This window comes from Streptomyces sp. NPDC015125 (assembly GCF_043080045.1).
Lineage (GTDB): Bacteria > Actinomycetota > Actinomycetes > Streptomycetales > Streptomycetaceae > Streptomyces.
The window spans coordinates 81,810-108,601 of record NZ_JBIBVF010000008.1 but is presented as its reverse complement, the minus strand read 5'-3'; the positions used below and the strand labels follow the sequence as shown (position 1 = coordinate 108,601).

The window sequence follows — 26,792 nt, the reverse complement described above, 5'->3', positions numbered from 1 at the left end:
AGAGGAGAGCTGTGGAACACCGGCTGGTCAGTGTCATCGAGGAGGCGCTGGGTTGGAGGGGACCGGGGCTTCTCGGAAAACGGTTCGCCCGCGGAAGCATCAGCGATCCGCGCGTACTGGAGCGGCTGCTGACGCCCAATCGGTTGCTCGACATGGTGATGCGCCGCAGCCTGACGAATCCGCAATTCCGTTGCTTCCGGGGCGGTGAGGAACTGCACCCGAGCGCCTATTCAGCCAGGACGTAAACCGCAGAGGCCAGAGCATCCGCATGGTCGACATGCGCCGGCTGGGACATCTCCTGGAGGACGGGGCGACGCTGGTCCTGGACCAGGCGAACGTTTTCGATGCCACGATGGAGGTGGCTTGTCGGGCCATGCAGTGGTGGTCACGGGAGCGCGTCCAGGTCAATGTCTACTTGACCACGAACGACGCGTCGGGGTTCCACTTGCACTGGGACGACCACGATGTCCTGATCATCCAGCTCGCCGGCGAGAAGGAGTGGGAGGTGCGCGGCCCTTCTCGGCCGGCGCCGATGTTCCGCGACGCCGCCCGCAACGAAGAGCCGAGCCAGGAGACCGTATGGGCGGGCACCATGAAGACTGGCGACGTCATGCACATACCCCGCGGCTTCTGGCACCAGGCAACCCGCAGCGGCAAGGGCTCGGGGCAGAGCATGCACATGACCCTCGGGTTCGCCAAGCGCACCGGGGTGAACTGGCTGTCCTGGCTCTCGGACTGGTCGCGCGAGAGTGAACTCTTCCGGCACGACCTTGACCGCTGGGGCAGCGCGGCCGAGCAGGACGCTCAGCGGCAGCAGCTGGCGGAAGCCGCGCGGAGCCTGATCGCCTCCCGCAGCCCCCAGGACTTCCTCGCCTCCCGAGAGCACGAAGCCACCTCGGCCCGGCACGTGCCGTTCCTGGAGATCTTCGGTCCGCTGCAAGAAGTCGTGTGCATCACCGAATTCCCTCCACTGATCCACGAGCACGACGAGGCCATCGACGTGGTCGCGTCGGGCAAGAAGCTCACCTTCACGGCCAAGGCCCTGCCTGCCCTACGACTGCTGCTGAGCGGCCAGCCCGTGCACCTCGCCCGCGCCGCCGCCGCGGTCGGCGCGGAGGTCGAAGGCCTGGCGGAGATCTTGACGGAGGAGGAGCTGTGCGCGCCCCTGACCCCGGAATTATCCTTGGGCTACACCGGTCTCGTCACGAACGCCGCCTGCTGACCGAAGCTCTGAGCCTCGGGATCCGCAGGATCGACACCAGCTACAACTACCTGAATTTCTCCTCGCATTCGATACTGTCCGCCGCGCTCGGAGACCTTCTGGATCAGTTCACCGTGTCCACCAAGGTCGGATTCTTCGCCCGCGGGAGCGCGGCAGCTGAGCACTCGCTCGATCCTGCCCGGCTTCGCCTCGCCCTGGAGCAGACGAACCGGGACCTGCAACGTGCCCCAGACCTCGTCTTCCTGCACAACCCGGAACGCTCCCTGCACGGATCCCCGGACAGCGCCCGTGACGCGTTGGCTCAGGCATGTGGCGCACTGGAGGACGCCGCGGCGAGCGGCCTGTGCAGGGCATGGGGAATCGCCACCTGGAATCCGGCCCCGCTGTCCGCCGCGGTGGACATCACACTCCCCCGCCCGTCGGCCTTCATGGTCCGCGCCGGACTCTTGGTGGGCATCGATGCTCTTGACGCTGCGGACGCCCTCGCCACGCTATGGAACCTGGGCACCGGACAGCGGTGGGGCATGAGCCCCTTCGGTGGCAACGCCAGCAGCTCTGTATGGGAAGCCCTGGACCCCCGCATGTTCCTGCAGGACCCTGCCGGCGGCGCCTCCCGCATCCAAGCGGCGTTTCGGGCCGCGTACGTCCTGCCACGTGTGGGGGCGGTCGCCGTGGGTTCCGACGATGCCGTCCACCTGCGCGAACTGGTCGCCGCGCTGGCCTACGACGCTGACGACGCGGTGATCACGCAGTATCGGGAACTCCTGCGACAGCGATCACGGGCTCACCGAGCCTGAAGTTCCCGCAAGATGCGCTCGACCTCCAGCCGGGCGGGCTTCAACTTCGGGTCTGCCTCGTCCGCGTAGCGGCCCACGACTTTCGTGCAGTAGAAGAGCGACATCAAGAGCCCGTCCCGGCTCTCCAAGTCCTCGCGGCGTTCGTGGCGTACGCGCTCCGCCAGAGCGGGGACCGCGAGGGAGTTGCCCCACAGCGACGCGGAGTCCAGCCCGCGGGGAGCCATCCCCCAGTCCTCCCAGTCGAACAGGCAAAAGGACGGGCTGGTCACGTTCGCCCAGTTCATGTCCGCGTGAGCAGTCGTCCAGTCCTCGATCGTGGTGTCAAGGGCGCCGAAGGTAGCAGTGACCTCCTCCGTGACCCGGGCTTGAGTGATGGTGACGGTGTCCGGCGTGGCTACGCGGGTGGTGCGCTGAGCGGCCAGCGCATCCAGCGAACTGTTCAGCGCTGCCCACCATGCCTCCGGCAGCTCCGGATCGACAGTGAGCGTCCCTCCCGGCTTCACCGGCGCACCGGGCAGCAGACTCGTCTCGTCTGCCCGCCACATCGCACGGGCGGCAGTATCGCGCCACGCCGTGCCCGCGAACCACTCAGGCTTCGCGATCCCGACCAGGGCCGCGGCGGCTTCGGTCCCGTTCCAGCCCTGACCGTCGATCCGTTCCAGAGGGCGCCGCTCCAGCCGGACCCAGGTGCCGCTGTCCGTCTGCGCTCCGACCGAGCGCCGCTTGCGCACCAGGGTCTCCCGGTCCAGATGCACACCGAGGGACCGCTCGACGCGATCGAGGACTTCCTCGACGGGCTCTCTTCTCAGATCGACGGAAGCGGAGGGTGGAGAAGAAGTCATGGACACAATGTGCCACGCCGAATCAGCCGCCGGGCGTCTCTCAGAAGCCTCACAGCTTGGGGAAACGAATCGTGCAACCTCGGTCACGACGACGCTCAGCTTTCGCGTGGCCGAGCAGATTGTCGCGGCCACCCGCACTCAAGACCGCCGCGCGGACGTTGGCAATCTTCCTACTGGATTTGCGGACGGTACTCCGCGCCACACCCGCTTCGACGCTCGCTGCACGCGGAGCGTCGACCTCTTGGACGCAGACGTGAAGTCCCGGGGTGGCAAAGCAGTGACCTCCCCCACCGGAGACCGGTGCTCACCAGGGCATCGACGATGTCCACGGCATCAGCGCGAAGGTGTGCCCGCAGAAGGGCGTACTCCTCGGGTTCGTGGAACACCTCGTCGTCCTCGGTGTTGTTCCCCTTGGGTAGGCGGGTGTGCGCGCACGGGTTCGAGCCACGTAGCGCCGGGTCGGCCTCCACGGCTGACTGGAGGATGCTGAACAGCAGGCCTTGGAGTCCGCGATGTGCGCTACGAAGTACGTACGCCGCCGGCGATCCGTGAGCGGCCTGGCAAACCGTCATCTCGGTCTTCTTCGTCCACTGCGCGAAGCAGTCGGGCGCCACCTGGGCCGTCGGAGCACAGGCCCAGCCGGATACCGATCTTCTCGGCTTGATCACCCTCGCCGGCCGGGGCCAGGAGGACGCCGCCAACGCGGCCGTGAAGCGGGTGAGGGAGCACTGCACGGCAAACGACCTGGAGTTGGTCCGGGTCGAGAACTTCAACGACCGGTACCCGGCGGAGGAGCGCGCGTCCTTCTCGTTCACGCACTTCACCGTCGCCCGCTGGCGATTCTGCGGGCCTGGACGGCTGGGCGTTGCCGACGGGTCTGCCGCCCGCAGCGGCCCGGGCCACGCGTCGTTCTCCGGCCGGACGTCGGACGGCGGCGTGAAGGTGCCCGCGTCCACCGATCCGGATCCATGTCCCCTGTGTGTCCCCTGGATCATGGTCCGAACGGCTGAACGGGGGCCACCACACCGAAGTGGTGGCCCCCGTTCTGACGTCTCCCCAGGTAGAAAGGGGCTTCGCCCTGGGTGCTGCGGTGGGGCGGGTGGGACTCGAACCCACGGCCGACGGATTATGAGTCCGCTGCTCTAACCGGCTGAGCTACCGCCCCCCACGGCGCGTCGCGCACATTTGTGCGCGCCGTCTGCCGCAGCATAGCCGCTCATACGATCTGTTGCCCGTGAGGGCTGCCGTCGCGCGACCACGCACGCCCAAGAGGACTTCGATCACGGGCCGTTCGGTTCCACGGCACAAGAAAAAGGACCCCTTCCGGGGTCCTCTTCTCTCTGCTCCCCCGACTGGACTCGAACCAGTAACCCTCCGGTTAACAGCCGAATGCTCTGCCAATTGAGCTACAGGGGACCGAGCTCCCCCGACTGGACTCGAACCAGTAACCTGCCGGTTAACAGCCGGCTGCTCTGCCAATTGAGCTACAGGGGATTGCTCTGTGTGCCTCGAATGCACCGCTGTCCGGGGATCCGGACGGCGCGCGTTCGCTGCGACACATACATTAGCGCAAGCAGGGGGGTGCTCCGCCAATCGGTATCGCCTCAGGTCACCTCGGGTGATCTCCGGCCCCGGAGGGTAGGCGCGCGTCACAGCCAGACGCCCCGGTGCGTACCGGCACCGGAGGGGTCCGACGAGAGGAAGGGTGGAGCAATGCGCTACCGGCTCACGTTCATCGCGGGACTGGCCACGGGGTATGTGCTCGGCACACGGGCCGGTCGGGAACGGTACGAGCAGCTCCGCAAGGCCGCCCAGCGGATCACGCAGAATCCGGCGGTCCGGAACACCGCGGAGTCCGCCGCGCTGACCGGGCGCGAGGCGGCTTCGAAGGCGTTCGGGACGGTGTCGGCCAAGGTCGGCGACCGGCTGCCCGGCTCGGTCAGCGAGCGGGTCCGTTCACTGCGCGAGCAGCGTTCCCCCAATGGGGACGACTGGGGCACGAGCAATACCTGAGCCGGGGCCGCCGGCGACAAACCCTGGCGCTGCTCCTATGCGTCGTATGGGGCATCATCTGGGTGCATGGGGATAGTCGCCGGATTGGACAGTTCGTCCGAGAGCACACGGATCGTCGTCTGCGATGCCGACACAGGTGCCGTCATCAGGCAGGGGTATGCGCCGCACCCCGTCGAGAAGGGGCCCGAGGCCGATCCGCAGGCGTGGCTGATCTCACTCGGCGAGGCGGCGGGTCGCGGGCTGCTCGAAGGGGTGCAGGCGATCGGTGTCTGCGCGCAGCCGCACGGTCTGGTCCCGCTGGACGTCGAGGGCAACCTCGTACGCCCCGCGCTGGTGGGCAACGACAAGCGGGCGCAGAGTGCGGCCGCGGATCTGATCGACGCGCTGGGCGGGCGTACCGCGTGGGCGCAGGCGGTCGGGGCGGTGCCGCAGGCGACGCATGCGGTGACGAAGATGCGCTGGCTGGCGCGTACGGAGCCGGCGCATGCGGCCCGGATCGCGGAGATCATGCAGCCGCACGACTGGCTGGCGTGGCAGCTGCTGGGGCGTCCCGCGCGGCGTACGACGGACCGCGGCGGGGCCTCGGCGACGGGCTTCTGGTCGGCGGCGACCGAGTCGTACCGGCCGGAGCTGGTGGAGCTGGCGCTGGGCCATCAGGTGCGGCTGCCGGAGGTGCTGAGCCCGTCGGGGACGGCCGGGTTCACCCCGGAGGGGCTGCTGATCTCGGCGGGTACCGGCGAGACGATGGCGGCGGCCTTCGGCCTCGGGGTCGGGGTGGGTGACGCCGTGGTGTCGCTGGGCGCCTCGGGTTCGGTGTTCGGGATTCATCACGAGGCGCTGGCCGACCCGACCGGGACGATCACCTCGTTCGCGGACGCGACCGGCCGGCATCTGCCCGTCGTGCACACCAGCAATGCCGTACGGGTGCTGCGCGGTGCGGCGGAGATGCTGGGGACGGATCTGGAGGGTCTGTCCGAGCTGGCGCTGAAGTCGTCGCCCGGTGCGTACGGCATGGTGCTGCTGCCCTATTTGGAGGGCGAGCGGACGCCGTATCTGCCGCATACCGCCGGGTCGTTGCACGGGATGCGCCGGGAGAGCATGAAGCCGGAGCACATGGCGCGGGCGGCCGTGGAGGGCATGCTCTGCGGGCTGGCGGATGCGCTGGATGTGCTGCGCGGGCGGGGCGTGACGGTGCGCCGGGTGTTTCTGCTGGGTGCGGCCGCCGAGCTGGGTGCCGTGCAGGCGGTGGCGCCGGGGCTGTTCGGGGTGCCGGTCGTGGTGCCGCAGCCGGCCGACTACGCGGCGCTGGGCGCGGCGCGGCAGGCGGCCTGGGCGTGGGGGGTGGCGCACGGCACCCTCACCCCGGCCCCCGGCGCGGAGCCGGGCGCGGGCGGCGGGGCCGCATGGGTCGATCCGCCACAGTGGCCGGCTGCCGCGAGCCAGGTGTGCGAGCCCGGTGAAGAGCTGCCGGTCGGGCAGGCCGTGCGCCAGCAGTACGCGACGGTGCGTGACGAGGTCCATCCCGGGGCGTTCCCGCGGCCGGAGTGAGGGCCGGGGTGCGGGGCCCGGGTGCGGGGCCCGGCGGCCCGGCCGTCCCGCGGCCCGGCGGTCCTGCGGCGCGGCCGGCCTCAGTCGAGGTAGCCGCGGAGCTGGTCGGCGAAGGCGTGGTCGCGGAGCTTGCCCAGGGTCTTGGACTCGATCTGCCGTATCCGTTCGCGGGTGACGCCGAAGATCCGGCCGATCTCCTCCAGGGTGCGGGGGCGGCCGTCGGCGAGGCCGTAGCGGAGCTGGACGACCTTGCGTTCGCGTTCGCCGAGCGTGGACAGGACGGCGTCGAGGTGCTCGCGGAGCAGCAGGAACGCGGCGGATTCGACGGGTGAGGCGGCGTCGCCGTCCTCGATGAGGTCGCCGAGGGCGACGTCCTCCTCCTCGCCGACGGGGGCGTGCAGCGAGACCGGCTCCTGGGCGAGCCGGAGGACTTCGCTGACGCGTTCCCCGGTCAGGTCGAGGTGGGCGGCGACCTCCTCGGGGGTCGGTTCGTAGCCGCGTTCCTGGAGCATCCGGCGCTGGACCCGCACCACACGGTTGATCAGCTCGACGACATGGACCGGGACGCGGATGGTCCGGGCCTGGTCGGCCAGTGCGCGGGACATCGCCTGGCGGATCCACCAGGTGGCGTAGGTGGAGAACTTGTAGCCGCGGGCGTAGTCGAATTTCTCGACGGCGCGGATCAGTCCGAGGTTTCCCTCCTGGACGAGGTCGAGCATGGTCAGCCCGCGGCCGACATAGCGCTTGGCGACGGAGACCACCAGGCGCAGGTTGGCCTCGATCAGACGGCGCTTGGCCATCCGGCCCAGCACCACCAACCGGTCGAGGTCATGGGCGAGTTGGGAGGACAGGTCGGGGGTGGTGGTGAGCTTCTCCTCGGCGAAGAGGCCGGCCTCGACGCGGCGGGCCAGCTCGACTTCCTCGGCGGCGGTGAGCAGCGGGATCCGGCCGATCTCACGGAGGTACTGGCGGAAGAGATCGGAGGACGGGCTGCCGGCCTCGGGGCGCGGTGCCGGCTCCGGGATGATCTCCTCGATGATCATTTCGGCGGCGGGCGGTTCGGCCTGCTGCGGCACGGTGAGCGGCTCCGGGGCCGGTTCCACGTCTGGTTCCGCATCCGGTTCCGCGTCCGGTTCCGCGGCCGGGTCCGTGGCCGGGTCCGTGGCCGGTTCCGCGTCCGGCTGTGCGGCGGGGGGCGCGTCGGCGAGGGTCTGGGTCTGCACGGGGGCGACCTCCAGGGTGATCGCTGCTGAGGCGGCAGAAAGGCCGGGCACGGTGGCGGCCGAGCCGCTGTCCGTCCCGTACGTCACAAGCGGTTGTGCGGGGGCTTCCGGCGCGGTGCGACCGGGCCCGCCGCGCTCCGAGGACTCAGGCACCGCTTCTCAGTGTGGAGTACGACACACTCCCGCCACGAGGGGCGTGCGGCCACTTTTTGAGTCCGTTCCGTGACCGGACGGCTACCGCGGGGAGTGTCCGGGGGTGTACGGGCTCCCTACAGGGCGCCGTAGCCGCGTTCGCGCAGGGACTGGCCGTACTGCTGGAGGACCCAGAGTTCGTTCTGTACGGCCGCGAGGTGTTCGGGGTCGGCGCGGGGGCCGAGGCGCTGGAGGGTGCCGCGGATTTCGGTGACGCGCTGATTGACGGCCGCGAGGCGGACGGCCACCAACTGGACGCCGGCGTAGGCCTCGTCGGGGTCGCGGCGGGTGTGCAGCGGTTCGACGGCGAGCTCGGTGACCATGGCGCGGACGGTGTCGTCGGGGGCGGCCTCCCGCACCCGGGGGACGTACGCACTGTCGGCGGCGCCGGCCGCGGTGCCGCCGGCGGCCTCGATGCACTGGCGGACCACGGTGTAGGGCGGGGCGGTGAACTCGTCGGCACCGTAGGCGTCGAAGGCCGGGGAGACGAGGTCGGGGCGCTGCAGCGCGAGCTTGAGGAGCTCGCGCTCGACGCGGTGGGCGGGGCTGCGGAGGTTGAGCGCCGGGCCGCGCGGGCCGGGCGCGGGGCGGGCCTGCTCGGCGGCCGGGGGCCCGCCCCGGCGCTGCTGACGGCCCTGTTCGGGGCCGCCGTCGCGGCCGCGCTCACGGGCCCAGCGGGCGAGCTGGCTGACCCGGCGGACGACGAACTGGGTGTCCAGGATGCCGAGCATGCCGGCGAGCTGGACGGCGGATTCGTGCTGGATGGAGCTGTTCTTGATGTTCGCGACGATGGGGGCGGCCTCGTCGAGGGCGGCGGCGCGGCCGACGGTGGTGTCGAGGTTGTGCCGGGAGACGACATGGCGCAGCGCGAACTCGAAGAGCGGGGTGCGGGCCTCGACGAGATCGGCGACGGCCGCATCGCCCTTGGCGAGCCGCAGGTCGCAGGGGTCCATCCCGCCGGGGGTGATGGCGATGGAGGTCTCGGCGGCGAACTTCTGGTCGTCCTCGAAGGCGCGCAGGGCGGCCTTCTGGCCCGCGGCGTCGCCGTCGAAGGTGAAGACGACCTCGGAGCCGGAGTTGTCCATCAGGAGGCGGCGGAGGATCTTGATGTGGCCTTCGCCGAAGGACGTGCCGCAGGTGGCGATGGCGGTGGTGACACCGGCCAGATGGCAGGCCATGACGTCCGTATAGCCCTCGACGACGACCGCGCGGTTGGTCTTGGCGATCTCCTTCTTGGCGAGGTCGATGCCGTAGAGGACCTGGGACTTGCGGTAGAGGGGGGTCTCGGGGGTGTTGAGGTACTTGGGGCCGTTGTCGTCGTCGCGGAGCTTGCGGGCGCCGAAGCCGACGACCTCGCCGGCGATATCGCGGATCGGCCACATCAGGCGGCCGCGGAAGCGGTCGATGGGGCCGCGGCGGCCCTCCTGGGAGAGGCCGGAGAGCACCAGCTCCTGGTCGCTGAAGCCGCGGCCGCGCAGGAAGCGGGTGAGGTGGTCCCAGCCGGCCGGGCTGTAGCCGACGCCGAAATGCTGGGCGGCGGCCTGGTCGAAGCCGCGCTCGGCGAGGAACTTACGGGCGATTTCGGCTTCGGGGCCGTCCAGCTGCTCGACGTAGAACTGCGCGGCGGCCTTGTGGGCCTCCACCAGGCGGGTGCGCTCGCCCTGCTGGCGGCCGGGGGTGTAGCCGCCTTCCTCGTAGCGCAGGGTGATGCCGGCCTGGGAGGCGAGCCGCTCGATGGTCTCGGCGAAGGAGAGGTGGTCGAGCTTCATGATGAAGTCGACGGTGTCGCCGCCCTCCTGGCAGCCGAAGCAGTGATAGAGCCCCTTGGCCGGGCTGACGTGGAAGGACGGGGACTTCTCGTCGTGGAAGGGGCACAGGCCCTTGAGGTTGCCACCGCCGGCGTTGCGGAGCTGGAGGTACTCGGACACGACGGCGTCGATCGGGACCGCGTCCCGTACCGCCTTCACATCGTCATCGTTGATCCTGCCTGCCACGCGTGAATTCTACGGCCGGGGGCGGACACTCCTGGCCGGGAGGCGTCCGCGAGCGCCGATGGCTTCCCCCCTCCCACCCCCGAACCCACCCCCGCCCCCTCCCCCGAAGGGGGAGGAGGGGGGAGGGGGCGGGGGAGCAGCTGGAGGAGAGCAGGCCGGGAGGCCGTGCGAGCCGGAAGGCAGGGGGGCCGGGGGGACCGAGGGGCAAGAGGGCTCGGAGGCCAGGAGGACCGGAGGCCGGGAGACCGGGAAGCCGGGAAGCCGGGAGACCGGGAGACCGCGAAGCCGGGAAGCCGGGAGACCGCGAAGCCGGGAAGCCGGGAAGACCGGAAGCCCAGGAAGCCCAGGAACACAGGAAGGACCGGAAGGACCGGAAGGACCGGAAGGACCGAAAGGACCGAAAGGACCGGAAGGACCGGAACGCGGAGGCCGGGAACCCGACACCCCCGTGGCCTTCCCGGTGGCAGTCTCGCCGCTCAACCCAGTAGCTCCAGAAACCGCTCCAGCCCCACGTTGCCCCCCGAGATGATCACGCCGAGGCGAGGCGGGTGGGGGGACCGCCCAGGCCGTCCGGGCACGGGGAGAGGGTCGATGCGCCCGGCGAGCAGGGCGGCCAGGGCGCTGGCGCCGCTGGGCTCGGTGACGATCTTGAGGCGTTCGAAGGCCAGCTTCATGGCCGCGCGGATCTCGTCGTCGCTGACCAGGACGACCGAGTCGAGCAGCCGCCGGTTGATGGAGAAGGTCAGCTCGCCGGGGGTCTCGACGGCCTGGCCGTCGGCGATGGTGCGCGGGACGGGCACGGTGACGCGGTGGCCGGCGGCCAGTGAGCGCCGGGTGTCGTCGCCGGCTTCCGGCTCCACGCCGATCATCCGGATGCCGGGGACCATGGCGGTCGCGGCGGTGGCCGCGCCGGCCATCAGCCCGCCCCCGCCGACCGGGACGAGCAGGGCGTCGAGCGGGCCGGTCTCCTCGATCAGCTCCAGGGCGGTGGTGCCCTGGCCCGCGATGATGTGCGGATGCTCGTACGGCGGGATCAGAGCTAGGCCGCGCTCCTCGGCGATCTTGCGGCCGAGGGCGGCGCGGTCCTCGGTGTACCGGTCGTAGGTGAGGATCTCGGCGCCGTATCCGGCGGTGGCGTCCTTCTTGGACTTCGGGGAGTCCTCGGGCATCACGATGACGGCGTGGCTGCCCAGCTCCCGGGCGGCCAGGGCGACGGCCTGGGCGTGGTTGCCGGACGAGTAGCCGGCGACCCCGCGGGCCAGCTGCTGCGGGGAGAGCCGGGAGAGGGCGTTGTAGGCGCCGCGGAACTTGAAGGCGCCGATCCGCTGGAAGTTCTCGCACTTGAGGTGGACCTCGGCGCCGACCAGCGCGTCGAGGGTGCGGGAGCGCAGGACCGGTGTGCGGTGGGCCACACCTGCCAGCCGCCGGGCGGCGTCCCGGACGTCGTCGAAGGTGACGGCCGGGACACCAGCGCTGCCGGTGCTGCCGGTGCTGCCGGGACCGGTGGAACCATGGGGGTTCTGCGTCATATGCGCACGCTACGGGAGCAGCGAGGCCAGCGGAACCTCCGGATCGGCCAGTGCCTCGGGCCGCAACCGCGCCCCGCTGCGGATCAGTTGCTGGATGGATTCGGCAACGTCCCAGACGTTGACGTTCATCCCCGCGAGCAGCCGGCCGTCCGCGCCGAGCCAGAAGGCGATGAACTCCCGTTTGGCGACGTCGCCGCGGCAGACGACCTGCTCGTAGGAGCCGGGCGGGGCGTAGCCGGAGTACTCCATGCCGATGTCGTACTGGTCGGAGAAGAAGTACGGGATGCGGTCGTAGCTGATGTCCTGGCCGAGCATGGCGCGGGCGGCGGCCGGGCCGCCGTTGAGGGCGTTGGCCCAGTGTTCGACCCGCAACCGGGTGTCCAGCAGGGGGTGGTCGGCGGCGGCGACATCCCCGGCGGCGTAGATGAACGGGTCGGAGGTGCGCAGTGCCGCGTCGACGGCCACCCCGCCGCCGGCCTCGGGCTCGGCGAGGTCCAGCCCGGCCTGTTCGGCGAGCGCGGTGCGCGGGGCGGCGCCGATCGCGGCGAGCACATCGTGGGCGGGATGCTCCTCGCCGTCGTCGGTGCGCACCGCGAGCACCACGCCGTCCTGTCCGACGATCTCGGTGAAGCGGGCGCCGAAGTGGAAGCGGACGCCGTGTTCACGGTGCAGATCGGTGAACAGGCCGCCGAGTTCGGGGCCCAGGATGCCGTGCAGCGGAGTCGGGGCGGCCTCGACGATGGTCACCTCGGCGCCGTAGGAGCGGGCCGCGGCGGCGACCTCCAGGCCGATCCAGCCGGCGCCGGCGATGACCAGATGGCCGTTGTCGCGGCCGAGGGAGGCCAGTACGCCGCGCAGCCGTTCTGCGTGGGCGAGGCGGCGCAGGTGGTGCACGCCGGCCAGACCGGTGCCGGGGATGTCCAGGCGGCGGGGTTCGGCGCCGGTGGCCAGCAGCAGCTTGTCGTAGGCGATCAGGGTGCCGTCGCCGAGGCGGACGGTCCTGGCCTCGGGATCGAGGCGGACGGCGGGCTGGCCCAGATGCAGCTCGATATGCGCCCGGGCGTACCAGGCGGGCTCATGGACGAATACGCTGTCGCGCTCTTCCTTCCCGAGCAGGAACCCCTTGGAGAGCGGGGGGCGCTCGTACGGGTGGTCGCGCTCGTCGCAGATGAGGATCACCCGGCCGGTGAATCCCTCCGCGCGGAGAGTCTCCGCGGCCTTTGCGCCGGCCAGGCCACCCCCGACGATGACGAACGTCTGGTGTGCGTCGACCACTTGTTTCCTCCTCGTTGCGGTGCCGTACGTCCGCGTCCGCGTCCGTAAACGCCCCCCTTGTGTGCCCCCGGTCTGTTCTCCCCCATTGATGCCGTCGGTGCCGCCGGGTTCCCGTTCGCTGGTGAACGGGGGTGCCGGTGCGCTGGTGAACCGGGGTCCCGATGCGCCGGTGAACAGGGTGTCCCGTGCAGCACTGCGGCCGGGGTTCCCGGTCCCCTGTCGTCAGGGTTCCCGGTCCCCTGTCGTCAGGGTTCCCGGTCTCCTGTCGTCAGGGTTCCCGGATCATGGTCGCCAGGTTCTCGGTCCGCCGTGGTCAGGGATCTCTGTTCACTGTTGTCGGGGTGCTCCGTTCGAAAGCGGTCGGGTTCGAGCGTCCCGCACGGAGCGTGAGGGGGGAAGAGCGTGCGGGGCAAGAGCGGCTTCCCTCTAGGGTCACCCTCGGTTGCCCGCTGCGTGACCAGGGCGGCGGGTGAGGCGGGCGTGCAGAGAGCGGGCCGAGGTGTCGGTCAGGGCCGCGATCTGGTCGATGACCGCGCGCATCCGTGCGGTGTCGTCGGAGGCGGCGTCGAACAGTGAACGGAACTGCGGATCAAGGCCGTCGGGGGCGCGGGCGAGCAACGCCTCGGCCAGTTCGGCGATGACGATGCGCTGCTCGGCACGGAGCGCTTCCTGGTCGGGGCGCTGCATGACGTACCGGTCGGCGACGGCTTTCAAAACGGCGCATTCCCACCGCGTTTCGGCCGGAACCACCAGCTCGGCTCCATAGCGGGTGAGCCGCCCGGTCCCCCACCGGGCCCGGGTCGCGGCCTCGGCCGCGAGACAGAAGCGGCCGATCAGCTGGCTGGTGGCGTCCTTCAGACGGGCCTGGGCCAGCGCGGAGCCGTCGTAGCCGTGCGGCCACCACGCCTGCTCCAGCAGGCGGTCCAGCGCCGCGGCCAGTTCCTCGGGTCCGGCGCCGGGCGCATAGCGCTCACCGGCGACCGCGAAGATCTCGGCGCGTTCGGCGTCGGCGAGCAGGAGGTTGGGGTCGAGGTGTCCGGCGTGCAGCCCGTCCTCGACGTCGTGCACCGAGTAGGCCACATCGTCGGACCAGTCCATGACCTGCGCCTCGAAGCTCTGCGCACCGGCGGGCGTGTCCCTCCGGAACCAGTCGAAGACCGGCAGGTCGTCCTCGTAGACCCCGAATTTCGGGGACGCGGGGTCGGTGGGGTGTGCGCCGCGCGGCCAGGGGTACTTGGTGGCCGCGTCGAGGGCGGCGCGGCTGAGGTTCAGCCCGACGCTGACCGTCGAGCCGTCCGCGGCGGGCACGAACCGCTTGGGCTCCAGACGGGCCAGCAGCCGCAGCGACTGGGCGTTGCCCTCGAAGCCGCCGCAGGACGCGGCGACTTCGTTGAGCGTCTGCTCGCCGTTGTGCCCGAAGGGCGGATGGCCGAGATCGTGCGCAAGGCAGGCGGTCTCGACCAGGTCCGGGTCGCAGCCGAGGGCGGCGCCGAGCTCCCGGCCGACCTGGGCGCACTCCAGGGAGTGGGTCAGCCGGGTACGCGGGCTGGCGTCCCAGGCGGGGGTGAGCGCGCCCGGGGTGACGACCTGGGTCTTGCCGGCCAGCCGGCGCAGCGCGGCGGAGTGCAGCACCCGGGCGCGGTCGCGCTGGAAGGCGGTGCGTCCCGGCCGTTTGTCGGGCTCGGAAACCCAGCGCTCGGTATCGGCCGCGGTGTAGCCGGGGATGGTCGGTGAGGTGCCCGTCGAGGTGCCCGTCATACCGCGACGGTAGCCGCCTTGGTGCTCTCGGGGCCGGATCCGGTACGCGCGAGGAGCGCCTGGTCGTAGCGGTGCAGGACGAGACGGGCCAGTGCGGGGTGGTCGCCCAGCGGCGCGGAGGCGGGCCCGGGGGCGGCGGCCGCGCACTGGGTGGCGAAGCGTCCGGGGGCGGTGAAGCAGGAGGCGACGGCGATCCGGTCGTGGCCGCCGGTGGTCAGCTCGCGGACCGCGTCGGCGACGGTGGGGGCGATCCGAGAGGAGCGACGCGGAGCGTCTCGGGCCGGGGTGGTGGCGGGCGACGGGAGGGCGGAGGCGGACGGAAGGGCAGAGGCGGACGGGAGGGCAGAGGCGGACGGGAGGGCAGAGGCGTAGGCGGGCAGTACGGGGGTGCCGCCGAGGCGGGCCGAGAGCAGCTGCGCGGTGTGCTCGGTGTCCTGGGCGGACCGCGGGGCACGGGAGCCGGCGGACGCCAGGACCACGGCGCTGCGCGGGCAGCGGCCGTCGGGGAATCCGGCCTCCAGGAGGCGGCCGTGCAAGGCCTCGGCGAGGAGGGTGTGCGGCCCCAGGGGCCGGGCGACCCGGCCGGTCAGGTGGGGTGCCCCGGTCAGCGCGGCGGGCAGGTCGTGGGTGACGTGGTGGCCCCGGCCGAAGAGCAGCGGGACGAGGACGGCCGCACCGTCCAGCTCGGCGAGGGTGTCGGCGAGCAGCGGACGGTTCAGCTCGATGTGCCCGAGTCGTACGGGCAGCCCGGGGCGCAGCGCACGGACCCGGTCGAGCAGCGCCCGGACGGTGGGCAGGGCGCGGGGGTCGCGGCTGCCGTGAGCCACGGCGACGAGGGTGGGGGGCGGCGGTGCCGGGCGGCGGAAGCCGTGCAGCCGGACCCGGCTGAGCCGGGCGCCGAGCTGTGCACTGATCTCGGCGGCGAGGTCCCCCGTGCCGAGGGGGGCGGGGGACCCGGGGGGCAGGTGCGGTATCGGCGCCGTCATGGCGTGAGCGTGACAGCCGGGCGTTGCGGTGCCGTTTCCCCGCGGCGAAGTTCGTGTTCCCTCCGGCTGCCACCGGCCCCCGCCCCGGCGCAAGGGCGGGCGGCAGGGCTCACCTCACGTCCCGCCGCCCGCTTGCCACCTGCTGCGCCCGCTTGCGACCTGCTGCGCCCGTTGGCGGCCTGCTGCGCCCGCTTGTGCTGGGCACGCTTGCGATCTGCTGCGCCCGATGGCGGCCTGCTAGGCCCGGTGCGCGTCGACTTCCCGCAGGTACTGCGCGCGGGCCGCCTCGTCGAGGAAGGAGGCCTGGAAGGAGTTGCGGGCGAGGGTGCGCAGCGTCTCGGCATCGAGGCCGAGGGCGTCGCGTACGGCGGTGAAGTTGTCACCCGCGTAGCCGCCGAAGTAGGCGGGGTCGTCGGAGTTGACGGTCACCAGCAGCCCGGCGTCCAGCATCGCGGGCAGCGGGTGATCGGCGAGGTCGTCGATCACCCGCAGCCGGACGTTGGACAGCGGGCAGACGGTGAGCGGCACCTGGTCGGCCACCAGGCGGGCCACCAGCCGCTCGTCCTCCAGAGAGCGCACACCGTGGTCGATCCGGTCCACGCCGAGGACGTCCAGGGCCTCCCACACATAGGCCGGGGGCCCCTCCTCCCCCGCGTGCGCCACGCACTTGAGTCCGGCCTCCCGGGCCAGCGCGAAGACCTCCTTGAACTTCGACGGCGGGTGCCCCACCTCGGCGGAGTCCAGCCCGACGGCGGTGATCTTGTCGAGGAAGGGGCGGGCCGCCTCGAACGTCGCCAGGGCGGATTCGGCGCTCTGGTCGCGCAGGAAGCACATGATCAGCCGAGTGCTGATGCCGTAGGTCTCCTGGGCGCTGTCCAGCGCGCGGGCCAGGCCGTTGATAACCGTGGCGATCGGGACGCCGCGCGCGGTGTGCGCCTGCGGGTCGAAGAAGATCTCGGCGTGCCGTACGCCCTGCTCCTCGGCGCGGGCGAGATAGGCGTGGGCGAGGTCGGCGAAGTCGTCCTCGGTGCGCAGCACGGCCATCAGCGCGTAGTAGAGGTTCAGGAACGACTGCAGATCGTCGAAGGAGTAGGCGCGGCGCAGCTCGTCCTCGGTGGAGTACGGCAGCGCGACGCCGTTGCGCTCGGCGAGCGCGAAGGCCAGCTCGGGCTCCAGAGTGCCCTCGATGTGCAGATGCAGCTCCGCCTTGGGCAGCGGCGCGGGGGCGGTTGCGGCGGAGGGGGAGGACGGGGAGGAAGCCACGCGGGTCACACCTGTTCTGCGGTTCGGGAAGCGGTCGGCGCCATGGACAGCGGTTATCGGCGCCATGGACAGCGGTTACGGGAAGATCCTCGTCCGGCGAGGAGTCGTCCAGGCTATCCGGGCCGGTGGCGAGGCCGCGGCGGCGCCCTGGCGGCCCGCGCGCCGTGGCGTCCGTGCGGCCGAGCCGTCAGCCGGCCGCCGCCCTGGAGGCCGGCCAGTCGCCGCCCTCGATGGGGGTCCGGGTGGCGTGCAGCCGGGCGGCGAGGCGCTCGGCCGCCAGGTAGACCCAGGCCCGTACGGTCCTGCCGTCGGCGCACACGGCGTCGGTGCTCACCCGCTCGTAGAGGTTCTCCGGGTCGCCGGGGGCGTAGTCCTCCAGCCGGTCCAGGGTGGCGCACACCTCGTCGTAGTCGGTGTCGCGGGGCAGGACGAGGTCGCCGTGTACCACCGCGCCGGCGGGTCCGGCGGTCGCGTACGGGTATCCGGGGCCGTCGTACAGCAGCGCGCCACCGATGTGCGCCGGTTCCTCGGCCGTGGTCCGGCCGCGCAGGGCCCAGGCGTGGTTGGCCTCGCCGGGGCGCAGCGTTCCGTAGACGAAGAACGGCAGGCGCTCGGGCTCGGTGGTCATGGCGGTGCTTCCTCTCCGGCTCTCCGGCTCTCCGGGACGGGGTGTTCCCTCTGCCACGATGCCAGGCCGCCGGCGCAACCATCACGGCGCGGTGGGCGTCGCAGCCTGCGAGATCGATCACGACGGGCGAGATCGATCACGACGGGCGTGGTCGGGAACGGGGGCACGGGATGCGAACGCGGGGACCGGGGCCGGTGCGGCGCATATGGAGCGGGGTGGGCCGGATACGGCTGCCGCGGACCCGGCGTGGCCGGCGCCGCGCCTATCAGGTCGTCGTCGCCCTGGCGGTGCTGGCGCTGGCGCCCGCGACCTGGATGAACGCGTCGGCGGGCCCCCGGGTGCGCAGTGTCGCGGACGCGCCCGCCGCACCCGTCGCCATCGTCTTCGGCGCGGGGCTGTGGAACGGCGCGCCGTCGCCGTATCTCGCCCACCGGCTGGACGCGGCCGCCGCACTGTACGACCGGGGTACGGTCCGCGCGGTCCTGGTGACCGGCGACAACAGCCGGCACGACTACGACGAGCCGGATGCGATGCGCGCCTATCTGCTGCGGCACGGCGTCCCGGCCCGGAAAATCGTCAGCGACTACGCGGGCTTCGACACCTGGGATTCCTGCAGCCGTGCGCACCGGGTCTTCGGCGTGGACCGGGCGGTCCTGGTCAGCCAGGGCTTCCACATCCGGCGCGCGCTGGCGCTGTGTACGGCGGCCGGTGTCGACTCGTACGGCGTCGGGGTGGCCGCGAAGCACGATGTGACCTGGGCGTACGGCGGGGTCCGGGAGATCTTCGCGGCCCCGAAGGCGGCGGCGGAGGCGCTGCTGCGGCCCGATCCGCACTTCCTCGGGCCGCAGGAGAAGGGGGTGGCGGAGGCGCTCCGTTAGCGCCGCCGCCACCCCCTTGGATCACCCCTTAGATGACCCCTAGATCACCCCTAGATCACCCCTTGGACCACGTAGATCACGATCATGCCTGGGATGCCCGGGCGTAGAGGCTGAGGAGCTTCTCGCCGAAGTACGGGCTGTAGGAGACGCGGTCGTTGTCCGGGCCCTTGGGGCCGCCGCCGTTGAGGCCGCCGATCAGACCGATGACCCGGCCGGTCCCGCTGTCCTCGTCGAAGTCGGTCAGCCAGGGGCTGCCGGAGGTGCCGCCGTAGAACCCACCGCACTCCATGCGGAGTTCATGGGTGCCGGACAGCCGGCTGGTGCGGGTGGCGCACCGTACGGCGCGGTCCTGGGGGTCGTCACGGACGTTCGGGTAGCCGACGACGGTGACGTCATTGGTGTAACCGGGCGTCGGGGAGAGAGTGTTGCCGCCGGTGACCTCCTCGACGGGCTGCCCGTCCTCGCCGGGGGCGACGGTGGCGAAGGCGAAGTCGAGGTCAGCCCCGGCTCCGGTGGTGCCACGGCCGGGGTAGGCGAAGGTGTCCTCGATCGCCCACACCCCGTACGGCTGTTTGTCCGCGCCGGAACGATACTGCGGGACGAAGGCGGCCCGGGTGCCGGGATTGCAGTGCCCGGCGGTGAGGAGCAGATTGCCGTGCGGGCTGTGCACCACGCTGGCGGTGCAGTGGTGCGCGCGGGCGTCCCCGTCCACGGAGAACAGCACGCCGACGGACGGCACGCCGCCGAAGTGCCGCGCGGCGGCGGCGGACTTGGCCGACGGAGCGGACTTGGCCGACGGAGCGGACCGGGCGGAGGGAGCGGACTTGGCCGAGGGAGCGGACTTGGCGCCGGCGGCCCGGTCCGAGGTGCCGGGCTCGGGGTCGGCCGGGGCGGCGGCCGCCATCCGGTCCGGCGTCCAGTAGGCGGCGGCGTCCCGGCTGGTCCAGGTGCCACCGGGGGTGGGGCTGGGCCGGCCGCCGTGCGATGCCGCGCTCCGGGCGTCCTGGGCGGCGTGGCCGACCGGTGTGAGGGTCAGGCACACCGCCACGCCGGCCACGGCGGTCCCGGCCGCGGCCCAGCGCCGCCGGGACCGCCGCTTCTGCGCACCCCGCGCCCTCGCGCCGAGCTCAGTGCGCTCCGTGCGCTCCGTGCGCTCAGTGGTGTTGCGTTCCACGTCAGTTCGTCTCCTCTGCGACCCAGGACAGGTATCCGGCACCGCCGCGGGTGACCGGGGTGGCGATGATCTCTGGGGTGTCGTAGTCGTGCGTCTCCAGGAGGTAGGCCTCCAGGGCCTCGTAGCGCGGCTCGGCCGTCTTGAACAGCACCTGCCATTCCTGGCTGGTCTCGACCACGTTGTCCCAGCGGAACACCGAGGTCACCGGCGCACTGATCTGCGCGCAGGCGGCGAGTCGGCTCTCGATCGCGCCGCGCGCCAGGTGAGCGGCCTTGGCCTCGCTGTCGACGGTCGTCATGACGGTCAGGAATCCGGCCGTGCGCCCGGCGGGGCCGGGCGGTTCGGCCGAGGCGGTCGGAGCGGTCGGGTCGGTCGGGTCGGCCACAGGTGCATCCTTCGCGGTGGGGGGCGGGAGGGATCGGGACAGACGGGACGGTGGGCCCGCGCCGGCCGAGCAGGCTCGCTCGACGGCCACGGAACCGCTCCGCATCGTACGGACCGAGATGATCATCGCGTAAGGGACCGGCCCACCTTGGCAGCGGTATGCACCCGGACGCCGCCCCTCCGCGGGCCGCCTTCCGCGAGTTTCCCGGGCGGTTCCCGGCCCGCGGGCGCGCTCCCCGGTTGCGTACCCCGGCGCACCGGCAACGATGGAAAGGAAGCTCCGCCGCGTTCCGCACGCGAAAGGCCGGCATCATGGACGATCTCGATGCACTCGCCCGTCACCTGCTCGACGAAGCCAGGTCCTCCGCGCACGGACGCAGCGCCCATCTCTTCCTGCACGACGGCCCGCTACGGCAGGCCGTGATCGCCCTGACCGCGGGTACCGAGCTGGACGAGCACAACACTCCCCCGGCAGCGAGCCTGCATGTCCTTTACGGGCGGGTCCGGCTGACCGGAAAGGGCGGCGGCCCGCAGCTGAAGGCAGGTCAAGTCGCCATGCTCCCGCTCGAACGGCACGGGCTACTGGCCCTTGAGGACTCGGCGGTGGTGCTGACGGCCGTCACGGGAGTCCCGCTGAGCGAGCGCCGTACGGCTACCGCGGCGGCGGCCCGGGGGTAAGGCCGCAGTACGCGGATGACCCCGGCGGGCGAGCAGGCAGACGCGGCCCCAGGCCCCCGACCCCCGGGGCATCCGTCCCTGCCCTCCAGGCCTCCACTCCTCCACGCCTCCCAGGCCGCTGGCTTCCTCCGCCCCAGCCCCAGCCCCAGCCCCATTCCGAGCCCAGCCCAGCCCGGCCTGCCCTGCCCAGGGCCCCGGAACGCCAAGCCCCTCCGCATCAAGTTCCGAGCATTCACATTTTCCTGAATCTTCTGTACTGCCAACGCCGGGACTGTCCGAGGCCGCGACCGGCCAGTTCCGACACCGGCCGGCAGGCAGGCAGGCACCGAGATCGTCCGACACCGACACCGACGCCGACACCGGCCGACACCAAGGCCGTCCGATGCCGGGTCAGACCGCCAGCCACTGGTCGTAAGCCAGCTTGCACAGCAGGGCGACGACCACGACCACCAGGACGCCCCGCACGAAGCCGGCGCCGCGTTTGAGGGCCATCCGGGCGCCCACCAGGCCGCCGACGAGGTTGAACAGCGCCAGCAGGGCGCCGAGTTGCCACAGCACGGTGCCCTGGATCGCGAACATCGTCAGCGCGCCGGCATTGGTGCACACGTTGACGACCTTGGCGGTGGCCGACGAGCTGACCAGGTCCATGTGCAGGATCGCGGTGAGCGCGACGACGAGGAACGCGCCGGTCCCCGGTCCGATCAGGCCGTCGTAGAAGCCGATGCCCAGGCCCGCGACGAGGACGGCCGCCACGACGCGCCGACGGGAGACCGGACCCGAGGGCGCGGGCGCGGTCCCGAAGGCCGGGCGGAAGAGGACGAAGGCGAGCACCCCCAGCAGGACGGCCATGATCAGCGGACGCAGCACCTCGCTGTTGATACCCGCCGCGAAGAACGCCCCGCCCAGCGAACCACCCAACGCGGCGAGGCCGATGCGCAGCGCGGTCCGGACATCGATCGGGGCCTTGCGGACGTAGGTGACCGCGGCCGCGGTGGTGCCCACGACGGCGGTGGACTTGTTGGTTCCGAGGACGTACGCGGTGGGTGTGTGCGGCAGACCGACCAGCAGGGCAGGGAGCAACAGCAGTCCGCCGCCGCCCACCACGGCGTCGATCCAGCCCGCCGCGAGGGCGGCCAGACAGAGCAGGGTCACGGTGAACAGCGATATGTCAGGAGGCACCGGCCGATCTTATGAACCACACCCCGTCCTAGGCTCCGCATTCATGGCATTCATGGCATTCATGGCACTCATGGATGCCGATACCGATACGGAGGGGGCCGAGGCCATGGGAAACGTCTTCCCGATCGGTGGTGAGCTGCCCGTCCGGCGGTTGGGGTTCGGGACCGGCGGGCTCGTGGGGCCCGGCTACTGGGGACCGCGGCACGACGATCCGGAGCGCTCCGTCGCGCTGCTGCGCCGGGCCGTCGAGCGCGGGGTCAACCTGATCGACACCGCCGACAACTACGGCCCGGACGTGGCCGAGGAGCTGGTGGCGCGCGCCCTGCACCCGTATCCGGCGGGGCTGGTGATCGCGACGAAGGGCGGCGTGGTCCGTACCGGCCCGGACCTCTGGCACAGCGCCGGACGCCCGGAGGATCTGCGCGCCATGTGCGAGGCGAGCCTGCGGCGGCTGCGCACCGACACCATCGACCTCTACCAGTTGCACCGGCTGGACCCGCAGGTGCCGATGGCCGACCAGTTGGGCACGCTGACCGAGCTCCAACGGGCGGGAAAGATCCGGCACATCGGCCTGGACTCCGTCAGCGCGGACGAACTGGCCCGGGCCCAGGACATCGCCCCGATCGCCTCGGTGCAGAACCGCTACAACCTGCTGGACCGCGCCGCGGAGGACGTCCTGGAGCTGTGCGAGAAGCGGGGCACGGCGTTTCTGCCGTGGTTCCCGTTGGGCCACGGCGCACTGGCCGAGGGTGCGGGCACGGCGGGCACGGCGCTCGCCACGGTCGCCGCCCGGCACGGCGCGACCCCCGGCCAGATCGCGCTGGCCTGGCTGCTGCACCGCTCCCCTGCCCTGCTGCCCACCCCCGGTACGGGCTCGCCCGCCCACCTCGACGAGAACCTGGCCGCGGCGGATATCGCCCTCACGGAGGGGGACTTGGCGCTGCTGGGCGCACTCGCGGCCGCGTAGCCTCAGCCTTCGGACCTCCGTCGCGCGGACGGCGGTCCCATGGGCGGCCGGCGCTCACCTCACCTGGCCCCCGTCGTCTTCCAGGGCGGTCGCCTCGGGGGAGTCGGCGGGCGCGAGGAGACGCCCGCCCCGACTCTCCGCGACGCGGTGCACCTCGACGAGGGATTCGGCCAACTCGACCGTCAGCAGGTGCAGTTCGCCTGAGGTCCAGGACCGCCCCACCAGGATGCGCCGCGCCTCCGCGATGAGTTCGGCGGCCAGCGCCATCTGCGCCGCCTCCATGGCGTCGGCGACACGGGACACATATCCGGTCCCGTCGCTGACGAGAAAGCACGGCTTGCCCTCCAGGCCGGTCCACGGCAGGAGCCGCGCGATGGCGTCGGTCATGTTGTCCACTCCGTAACTATGGGCTTGTGCGTGGCGGTGGCTCGGCTACGCCCGGTCGGACACCGGGTGTAGTCAATTGGTCACCGGAACAACGCGACAGGCAATAGAATGGGGGCGCTTGAACCGGCCTCGCTCAAGTCTGTGACCTGCCGCGACGCCGGTGTGCGTGCATATGACGAGAGGTCACCGCGTTGGACGAGACGACGCCGCCCGAGCACTTGAATCCGCTGGAGCGCTTCGGCCGCGACATCAGACAGGTCCGGCATGCCCGCAAGCTCACACAGAAGCACCTGGGCAAGGCCACCGGCTACTCCGAGGGGTACGTCAGCAAGGTCGAGTCCGGCACGCTGCTGCCCAGACCCAGCCAGAAGTTCGCCAAGGGCTGCGACCTCACCTTCGGGACGGGCGAGTTGTTCGCGGGGTTGTTACGGAGGATCGACGAAGGGGATCACCCGAGTTGGTTCGTTCCGTATCTCAATATGGAGCGGAAGGCGTCGCGGATACTGGATTACTCGGCGAGCCTGGTGATGGGCATGCTCCAGACCGAGGCATACGCGTGGGCAGTCTTCCGGGCCTCGCACCCACGCGAGGACACGGAGCTGATCAAAGGCAGAGTTGCCGCTCGCTTGCGCCGTCGCGAGCTCTTCGAGCTGGAGGCTCCTCCGCACCTGTGGGTCATCCTGCACGAGGCATGCCTGCGATCGGTGATCGGCGACGCCGAGGTCATGGCAGCGCAGCTTGACTACCTGCTGACGGTCGTTGAATCACCGCATATTGACCTCCAGGTCCTCCCGTTCTCCGCCGGGGCCCCAGGGGCGCATACGAGACCGTTCACGATGCTGACCTTCGAAAAGTCTCCCGCGGTGCTTTATGCCGACGGCCCACAGGGCGGCAAGCTGTACGACTCCGCCCCAACTGTCGCGTTACACCTCGACAGTTACGATCGGCTGAGGGCGCACGCGCTGTCCCCCGGCGAATCACTGGCCCTCATCAAGTCCCTGGTGAAGGAGTACAGATCATGAGCACCGACTTCCCTCTCACGAGCACTGAGTGGATAAAGTCGTCCAACAGCGACGCCAACGGCGGGGAGTGCATCGAGTTCTCCCGCGACTTCACGTGGACCAAGTCGTCCTACAGCGACGGCGACGGCGGTCAGTGCATCGAATTCTCCCGCACCCTCACCGAGACCCACGGCCTCGTCCCCGTCCGCGACTCCAAGAACCCCGGCGGTCCGGCGCTCGTCTTCCCGGCGGGCGGCTGGTCGTCGTTCATCACCGCGGTCAAGGGCGGGGAGTTCGCCGGCTGAAGCCCCGGCAGCGCCTCCGCATGATCGGCCCCCGTCGTCCGGCGGGGGCCGTCGTCATGTCGGCGTACGGCCGAGAGGTCGGTACCGCGCGCCGATGCGCGCTGCGCCAATCGGGCTAACCCGATCGCCGACTGTGGTGTGTCATCGGGCTGGTCGCTTCAATCGGTGCTACCGACGGTGGGGTGCCCATCCCTTGTCGGGGGACCATGGACGGTTGCCGGCGTGAGGCGGCTTCGTCGTGTTCTTCAGGGCACCCCCGACAGGTGTGCGCGCTCGGACGGCTCGCTGTCCTCCCGGCGTGCAGCAGCTCCCCACCTCCTTTATGGAGCCTTCGAAAGGGGCTGTCCAACATGGCACTCGCTCTCACTCTCACCCCGGCAACCGTCGCGGTGGGCCAGACCTTCACAGCCGCCGTCACCGGTGCCGCACCGGCAGAGGTGATCACCTTCACCTACGATGCCGTGGCCCCGCAGTCGGCAACCGCCGACGCCCTCGGCAATGCGAGCGTCACCTTCACAGCCACCACGTCGGGCACGGTAGTTGCTGCCGGTGCCACCAGTGGCGCCGCCACGGCGTCCCTGACCGTCACGGCCGCGGCGGACTGTGTGGTCACCCTGACGTCCACGCCGGCCAACCCGACCGCCGGCCAGCCGGTGACGTTCACCGCCACCGTCACCTGTGACGGGGTCCCCGTCGAAGGCGCGACCGTGGTCTTCGCCACCACCAGCGGCTCCCTGGGCATCGGCGTCACCACCGCCGCGGGACAGGCCACCCTCACCACCAGCCTGCTCCCGGCCGGGGTCAACGTCGTCACGGCCACCGTGGTCGCCGCCACCACCACCTGCACCTGCATCGGCATCAGCGCAACGGCGACCGTGACCGTCACCGCGGCGGAGAACTGCACCGTCACCCTGACGTCCACGCCCGCCAAACCGACCGCAGGCCAGCCGGTCACCCTCACCGCCACCGTCACCTGCGGCGGCGCACCCGTCGTCGGCGCGACCGTCCTGTTCAGCACCACCAGCGGACCGCTCGGTGTCGGCCTCACCAACGCGTCCGGCCAGGCCACCGTCACCACCGGCACGCTGCCCGTCGGCAGCACCACGGTCACCGCCACCGTGCTGGCCGCGACCACCACGTGCACCTGCGTCGGTGTCGCCGCCACGGCGACGGTGACCGTCGGGGCCGCACCGACCTGCGCCGTCACCGTGACGTCCACGCCGGCCAGCCCGAGCCCCGGGCAGCCGGTCACCGTCACCGCCACCGTCACCTGCGGCGGCACCCCGGTCCCGGGCGCGACCGTCCTGTTCAGCACCACCAGTGGACCGCTCGGCGTCGGCCTCACCAACGCGTCCGGCCAGGCCACCGTCACCACCAGCACGCTGCCCGTCGGCAGCACCATCGTCACCGCCACCGTGCTCACCGCCACCGGCAGCACCTGCAACTGCGTCGGTGCCTCCGGGACCGGGACGGTGACCGTGGGCGCGGCGACGGGGCTCACGGCGCACCCCGCCTGCTACCGGCTCAGCGTCCCCCCGCTGCCCTGGGCCTTCGCCACCGCCACGTTCAGCGCGAGTGGCGCAACTCCCGGCGCGACGGTCACCTTCCACCTGGACGGCCCCGCCGGCCCCGTGGTGTGCACCGCCGTCGCCAACGCGAGCGGCAACGCCAGTTGCACGGCCACTCTCAACATCGGGCAGGTGCTGTTCGCCGGCTACACCGCGACCAGCGGGGGCGTCTCCTCGTCCAGCACCCTGTCCATCTGCCTCACCTGAGGCCCGGTCCCGGCTCACGCACCGCGGCCGGAAACGCCGTACCGCAGCTCACCTGAACCGGCCCGACCGGCAAGCGAGTTGATGAGCGACCCGGCAGCACCGCCGACGAAACAGCCGACGAAGCAGCCGGCAAAACAGCCGTCCCCCGTAGTGCAAGTACGGGGGACGGCCGCTGGACCCCAAGGATAGGCCCCGGATGCACGGCGGCACGCCTGCCGGCCGACGGGGCCGTTGCCCCTCTTCGCACAACGTCACAGAAGGAGCGGAACATGGCCTGCAATTGCGGCGGCGGTGCCCGCCCGACCGTCACCATCTACCAGCTGAACCTGCCCGACGGCACCGTGCGGCAGTACTACACCTGGCAAGAGGCCGACGCGGCCAACCAACGCGCGGGCGGTATCGGCACCATCCTCGTCATCAATCAGTAACGGACCGACTGGGCATTCACGGTTACGGGGTGGATCTCATGAGCCTTGTGGAATTTCTGCTTTCCCTCGGCGCGACGTGCCGCATCACCAGATTCCTGACGAAGGACACGCTCGCGGCGGGATTCCGCTCCTGGGTGGCCGGCCGCTTCGGCGACGATTCCAAACCGGCCTATCTGGTCAGCTGCAGCTGGTGTTCCAGCATCTGGGTGGCTTCCGCCATGGCCCCGCTCGCGCACTGGGCCGGAGGGACGACCGGATTCCAGATCACCGCGACGGCCTTGTCCCTCTCCTACCTCACCGGGCTGGCTTCCCGGTGGCTCGATTGAGCCGTGGGAGCCATGGGAGTCGCGGGAGTCGCGGGAGTCG

At 71.4% G+C, this 26,792-nt stretch carries 24 protein-coding genes, 3 tRNA genes and 1 pseudogene; 12 read left to right on the top strand and 16 right to left on the bottom strand.

Annotation, left to right across the window (positions count from 1 at the left end):
* The first annotated feature begins 11 nt into the window (after positions 1 to 11).
* A pseudogene (locus tag ACF088_RS19515) lies at positions 12 to 1,222 on the top strand (JmjC domain-containing protein).
* Entirely contained in the window at positions 1,156 to 2,019 is an 864-nt protein-coding gene (locus tag ACF088_RS19510; RefSeq protein ID WP_392377014.1) for an aldo/keto reductase, read from the top strand. Before ACF088_RS19515 ends, ACF088_RS19510 begins: the two are co-directional and overlap by 67 nt.
* Here the strand turns inward: ACF088_RS19510 and ACF088_RS19505 are convergent.
* The 4 genes from ACF088_RS19505 to ACF088_RS19490 all read right to left on the bottom strand — a co-directional run bounded on the left by ACF088_RS19505 (position 2,007) and on the right by ACF088_RS19490 (position 4,355).
* Entirely contained in the window at positions 2,007 to 2,861 is an 855-nt protein-coding gene (locus ACF088_RS19505) for a hypothetical protein (protein WP_392377013.1), read from the bottom strand. The two genes, ACF088_RS19510 and ACF088_RS19505, sit on opposite strands and share 13 nt — an antisense overlap.
* Positions 2,862 to 3,952: 1,091 nt before the next feature.
* A tRNA-Ile gene (locus ACF088_RS19500) sits at positions 3,953 to 4,026 on the bottom strand.
* A gap of 178 nt (positions 4,027 to 4,204) precedes the next feature.
* Positions 4,205 to 4,277, bottom strand: a tRNA-Asn gene (locus ACF088_RS19495).
* A gap of 5 nt (positions 4,278 to 4,282) precedes the next feature.
* Positions 4,283 to 4,355, bottom strand: a tRNA-Asn gene (locus ACF088_RS19490).
* A 219-nt stretch (positions 4,356 to 4,574) separates the two neighbouring features.
* On the opposite strand from ACF088_RS19490, the gene ACF088_RS19485 reads away from it, so the two are divergent.
* Positions 4,575 to 4,874, top strand: coding sequence for a YtxH domain-containing protein (locus ACF088_RS19485; protein ID WP_392377012.1), 300 nt, complete (start codon positions 4,575 to 4,577; stop codon positions 4,872 to 4,874).
* 66 nt (positions 4,875 to 4,940) lie between these two features.
* Positions 4,941 to 6,422: an FGGY family carbohydrate kinase gene (locus ACF088_RS19480; RefSeq protein WP_392377011.1), complete on the top strand. Its 1,482-nt coding sequence runs from the start codon at positions 4,941 to 4,943 to the stop codon at positions 6,420 to 6,422.
* Positions 6,423 to 6,502: 80 nt separating this feature from the next.
* Here ACF088_RS19480 and ACF088_RS19475 read toward each other — a convergent pair whose 3' ends face one another.
* The 8 genes from ACF088_RS19475 to ACF088_RS19440 all read right to left on the bottom strand — a co-directional run bounded on the left by ACF088_RS19475 (position 6,503) and on the right by ACF088_RS19440 (position 17,270).
* On the bottom strand, positions 6,503 to 7,798 hold the full coding sequence (locus ACF088_RS19475) for an RNA polymerase sigma factor (RefSeq protein WP_392377010.1): 1,296 nt from the start codon (positions 7,796 to 7,798) through the stop codon (positions 6,503 to 6,505).
* A gap of 116 nt (positions 7,799 to 7,914) precedes the next feature.
* Positions 7,915 to 9,831: a DNA primase gene (dnaG, locus tag ACF088_RS19470; protein ID WP_392377009.1), complete on the bottom strand. Its 1,917-nt coding sequence runs from the start codon at positions 9,829 to 9,831 to the stop codon at positions 7,915 to 7,917.
* Between the two features lie 476 nt (positions 9,832 to 10,307).
* Positions 10,308 to 11,360, bottom strand: coding sequence for a pyridoxal-phosphate dependent enzyme (locus ACF088_RS19465; RefSeq protein ID WP_392377008.1), 1,053 nt, complete (start codon positions 11,358 to 11,360; stop codon positions 10,308 to 10,310).
* 9 nt (positions 11,361 to 11,369) lie between these two features.
* A complete protein-coding gene (locus tag ACF088_RS19460; protein ID WP_392377007.1) occupies positions 11,370 to 12,635 on the bottom strand; it encodes an NAD(P)/FAD-dependent oxidoreductase in 1,266 nt (421 codons plus the stop codon).
* A gap of 432 nt (positions 12,636 to 13,067) precedes the next feature.
* Positions 13,068 to 14,393 carry a deoxyguanosinetriphosphate triphosphohydrolase gene (locus tag ACF088_RS19455; protein WP_392377006.1) on the bottom strand — a complete coding sequence of 442 codons (1,326 nt, stop codon included), beginning with the start codon at positions 14,391 to 14,393 and terminating at the stop codon, positions 13,068 to 13,070.
* On the bottom strand, positions 14,390 to 15,379 hold the full coding sequence (locus ACF088_RS19450) for a sirohydrochlorin chelatase (RefSeq protein ID WP_392377005.1): 990 nt from the start codon (positions 15,377 to 15,379) through the stop codon (positions 14,390 to 14,392). Before ACF088_RS19450 ends, ACF088_RS19455 begins: the two co-directional genes overlap by 4 nt.
* A gap of 237 nt (positions 15,380 to 15,616) precedes the next feature.
* Positions 15,617 to 16,642, bottom strand: a complete 1,026-nt coding sequence (locus ACF088_RS19445; RefSeq protein ID WP_392377004.1) for an adenosine deaminase — start codon at positions 16,640 to 16,642, stop codon at positions 15,617 to 15,619.
* Positions 16,643 to 16,829: 187 nt separating this feature from the next.
* A complete protein-coding gene (locus ACF088_RS19440; protein WP_392377003.1) occupies positions 16,830 to 17,270 on the bottom strand; it encodes a gamma-glutamylcyclotransferase family protein in 441 nt (146 codons plus the stop codon).
* Between the two features lie 170 nt (positions 17,271 to 17,440).
* On the opposite strand from ACF088_RS19440, the gene ACF088_RS19435 reads away from it, so the two are divergent.
* A complete protein-coding gene (locus ACF088_RS19435) occupies positions 17,441 to 18,148 on the top strand; it encodes a vancomycin high temperature exclusion protein (RefSeq protein ID WP_392377002.1) in 708 nt (235 codons plus the stop codon).
* A gap of 82 nt (positions 18,149 to 18,230) precedes the next feature.
* Here the strand turns inward: ACF088_RS19435 and ACF088_RS19430 are convergent, their stop codons facing one another.
* Positions 18,231 to 19,322 (bottom strand): trypsin-like serine peptidase, encoded by a 1,092-nt coding sequence (locus tag ACF088_RS19430; protein ID WP_392377001.1) that lies wholly within the window; start codon positions 19,320 to 19,322, stop codon positions 18,231 to 18,233.
* Between the two features lies 1 nt (position 19,323).
* On the bottom strand, positions 19,324 to 19,620 hold the full coding sequence (cutA, locus tag ACF088_RS19425; protein ID WP_392377169.1) for a divalent-cation tolerance protein CutA: 297 nt from the start codon (positions 19,618 to 19,620) through the stop codon (positions 19,324 to 19,326).
* Between the two features lie 398 nt (positions 19,621 to 20,018).
* Between cutA and ACF088_RS19420 the strand changes: the two genes are divergently transcribed.
* Positions 20,019 to 20,384 (top strand): cupin, encoded by a 366-nt coding sequence (locus tag ACF088_RS19420; RefSeq protein ID WP_392377000.1) that lies wholly within the window; start codon positions 20,019 to 20,021, stop codon positions 20,382 to 20,384.
* 390 nt (positions 20,385 to 20,774) lie between these two features.
* Here the strand turns inward: ACF088_RS19420 and ACF088_RS19415 are convergent, their stop codons facing one another.
* Positions 20,775 to 21,563 carry a sulfite exporter TauE/SafE family protein gene (locus ACF088_RS19415; protein ID WP_392376999.1) on the bottom strand — a complete coding sequence of 263 codons (789 nt, stop codon included), beginning with the start codon at positions 21,561 to 21,563 and terminating at the stop codon, positions 20,775 to 20,777.
* Positions 21,564 to 21,633: 70 nt separating this feature from the next.
* Here ACF088_RS19415 and ACF088_RS19410 point away from each other — a divergent pair, with 70 nt between their 5' ends.
* The gene (locus ACF088_RS19410) at positions 21,634 to 22,530 is read left to right on the top strand and encodes an aldo/keto reductase (protein WP_392377168.1); all 897 of its coding nucleotides are present in this window, start codon (positions 21,634 to 21,636) and stop codon (positions 22,528 to 22,530) included.
* A gap of 54 nt (positions 22,531 to 22,584) precedes the next feature.
* Here the strand turns inward: ACF088_RS19410 and ACF088_RS19405 are convergent, their stop codons facing one another.
* Positions 22,585 to 22,917: a hypothetical protein gene (locus tag ACF088_RS19405; protein ID WP_392376998.1), complete on the bottom strand. Its 333-nt coding sequence runs from the start codon at positions 22,915 to 22,917 to the stop codon at positions 22,585 to 22,587.
* 191 nt (positions 22,918 to 23,108) lie between these two features.
* Between ACF088_RS19405 and ACF088_RS19400 the strand changes: the two genes are divergently transcribed.
* From ACF088_RS19400 to ACF088_RS19380, 5 genes are all read left to right on the top strand, one after another.
* Positions 23,109 to 23,939, top strand: coding sequence for a helix-turn-helix domain-containing protein (locus ACF088_RS19400; RefSeq protein WP_392376997.1), 831 nt, complete (start codon positions 23,109 to 23,111; stop codon positions 23,937 to 23,939).
* On the top strand, positions 23,936 to 24,223 hold the full coding sequence (locus ACF088_RS19395; RefSeq protein ID WP_392376996.1) for a DUF397 domain-containing protein: 288 nt from the start codon (positions 23,936 to 23,938) through the stop codon (positions 24,221 to 24,223). The genes ACF088_RS19400 and ACF088_RS19395 overlap by 4 nt, the downstream gene beginning before the upstream one ends.
* Before the next feature lie 350 nt (positions 24,224 to 24,573).
* On the top strand, positions 24,574 to 25,998 hold the full coding sequence (locus ACF088_RS19390; protein WP_392376995.1) for an Ig-like domain repeat protein: 1,425 nt from the start codon (positions 24,574 to 24,576) through the stop codon (positions 25,996 to 25,998).
* Between the two features lie 269 nt (positions 25,999 to 26,267).
* A complete protein-coding gene (locus ACF088_RS19385) occupies positions 26,268 to 26,426 on the top strand; it encodes a hypothetical protein (protein ID WP_392376994.1) in 159 nt (52 codons plus the stop codon).
* 38 nt (positions 26,427 to 26,464) lie between these two features.
* Complete coding sequence (locus tag ACF088_RS19380) at positions 26,465 to 26,752, top strand: hypothetical protein (protein ID WP_392376993.1); 288 nt, start codon at positions 26,465 to 26,467, stop codon at positions 26,750 to 26,752.
* The last annotated feature ends 40 nt before the right edge of the window (positions 26,753 to 26,792 follow it).

What these genes read in the sequence shown, in the direction of transcription:
- ACF088_RS19395 (WP_392376996.1), top strand. Translation starts at nt 23,936, where the DNA reads ATGAGCACCGACTTCCCTCTCACGAGCACTGAGTGGATAAAGTCGTCC.
- cutA (WP_392377169.1), bottom strand. Translation starts at nt 19,620, where the DNA reads ATGACGACCGTCGACAGCGAGGCCAAGGCCGCTCACCTGGCGCGCGGC.
- ACF088_RS19390 (WP_392376995.1), top strand. Translation starts at nt 24,574, where the DNA reads ATGGCACTCGCTCTCACTCTCACCCCGGCAACCGTCGCGGTGGGCCAG.
- ACF088_RS19420 (WP_392377000.1), top strand. Translation starts at nt 20,019, where the DNA reads ATGGACGATCTCGATGCACTCGCCCGTCACCTGCTCGACGAAGCCAGG.
- ACF088_RS19465 (WP_392377008.1), bottom strand. Translation starts at nt 11,360, where the DNA reads ATGACGCAGAACCCCCATGGTTCCACCGGTCCCGGCAGCACCGGCAGC.
- ACF088_RS19455 (WP_392377006.1), bottom strand. Translation starts at nt 14,393, where the DNA reads ATGACGGGCACCTCGACGGGCACCTCACCGACCATCCCCGGCTACACC.
- ACF088_RS19485 (WP_392377012.1), top strand. Translation starts at nt 4,575, where the DNA reads ATGCGCTACCGGCTCACGTTCATCGCGGGACTGGCCACGGGGTATGTG.
- ACF088_RS19450 (WP_392377005.1), bottom strand. Translation starts at nt 15,379, where the DNA reads ATGACGGCGCCGATACCGCACCTGCCCCCCGGGTCCCCCGCCCCCCTC.
- ACF088_RS19410 (WP_392377168.1), top strand. Translation starts at nt 21,634, where the DNA reads ATGGATGCCGATACCGATACGGAGGGGGCCGAGGCCATGGGAAACGTC.
- ACF088_RS19385 (WP_392376994.1), top strand. Translation starts at nt 26,268, where the DNA reads ATGGCCTGCAATTGCGGCGGCGGTGCCCGCCCGACCGTCACCATCTAC.
- ACF088_RS19380 (WP_392376993.1), top strand. Translation starts at nt 26,465, where the DNA reads ATGAGCCTTGTGGAATTTCTGCTTTCCCTCGGCGCGACGTGCCGCATC.
- ACF088_RS19435 (WP_392377002.1), top strand. Translation starts at nt 17,441, where the DNA reads ATGCGAACGCGGGGACCGGGGCCGGTGCGGCGCATATGGAGCGGGGTG.
- ACF088_RS19405 (WP_392376998.1), bottom strand. Translation starts at nt 22,917, where the DNA reads ATGACCGACGCCATCGCGCGGCTCCTGCCGTGGACCGGCCTGGAGGGC.
- ACF088_RS19440 (WP_392377003.1), bottom strand. Translation starts at nt 17,270, where the DNA reads ATGACCACCGAGCCCGAGCGCCTGCCGTTCTTCGTCTACGGAACGCTG.
- ACF088_RS19505 (WP_392377013.1), bottom strand. Translation starts at nt 2,861, where the DNA reads ATGACTTCTTCTCCACCCTCCGCTTCCGTCGATCTGAGAAGAGAGCCC.
- ACF088_RS19480 (WP_392377011.1), top strand. Translation starts at nt 4,941, where the DNA reads ATGGGGATAGTCGCCGGATTGGACAGTTCGTCCGAGAGCACACGGATC.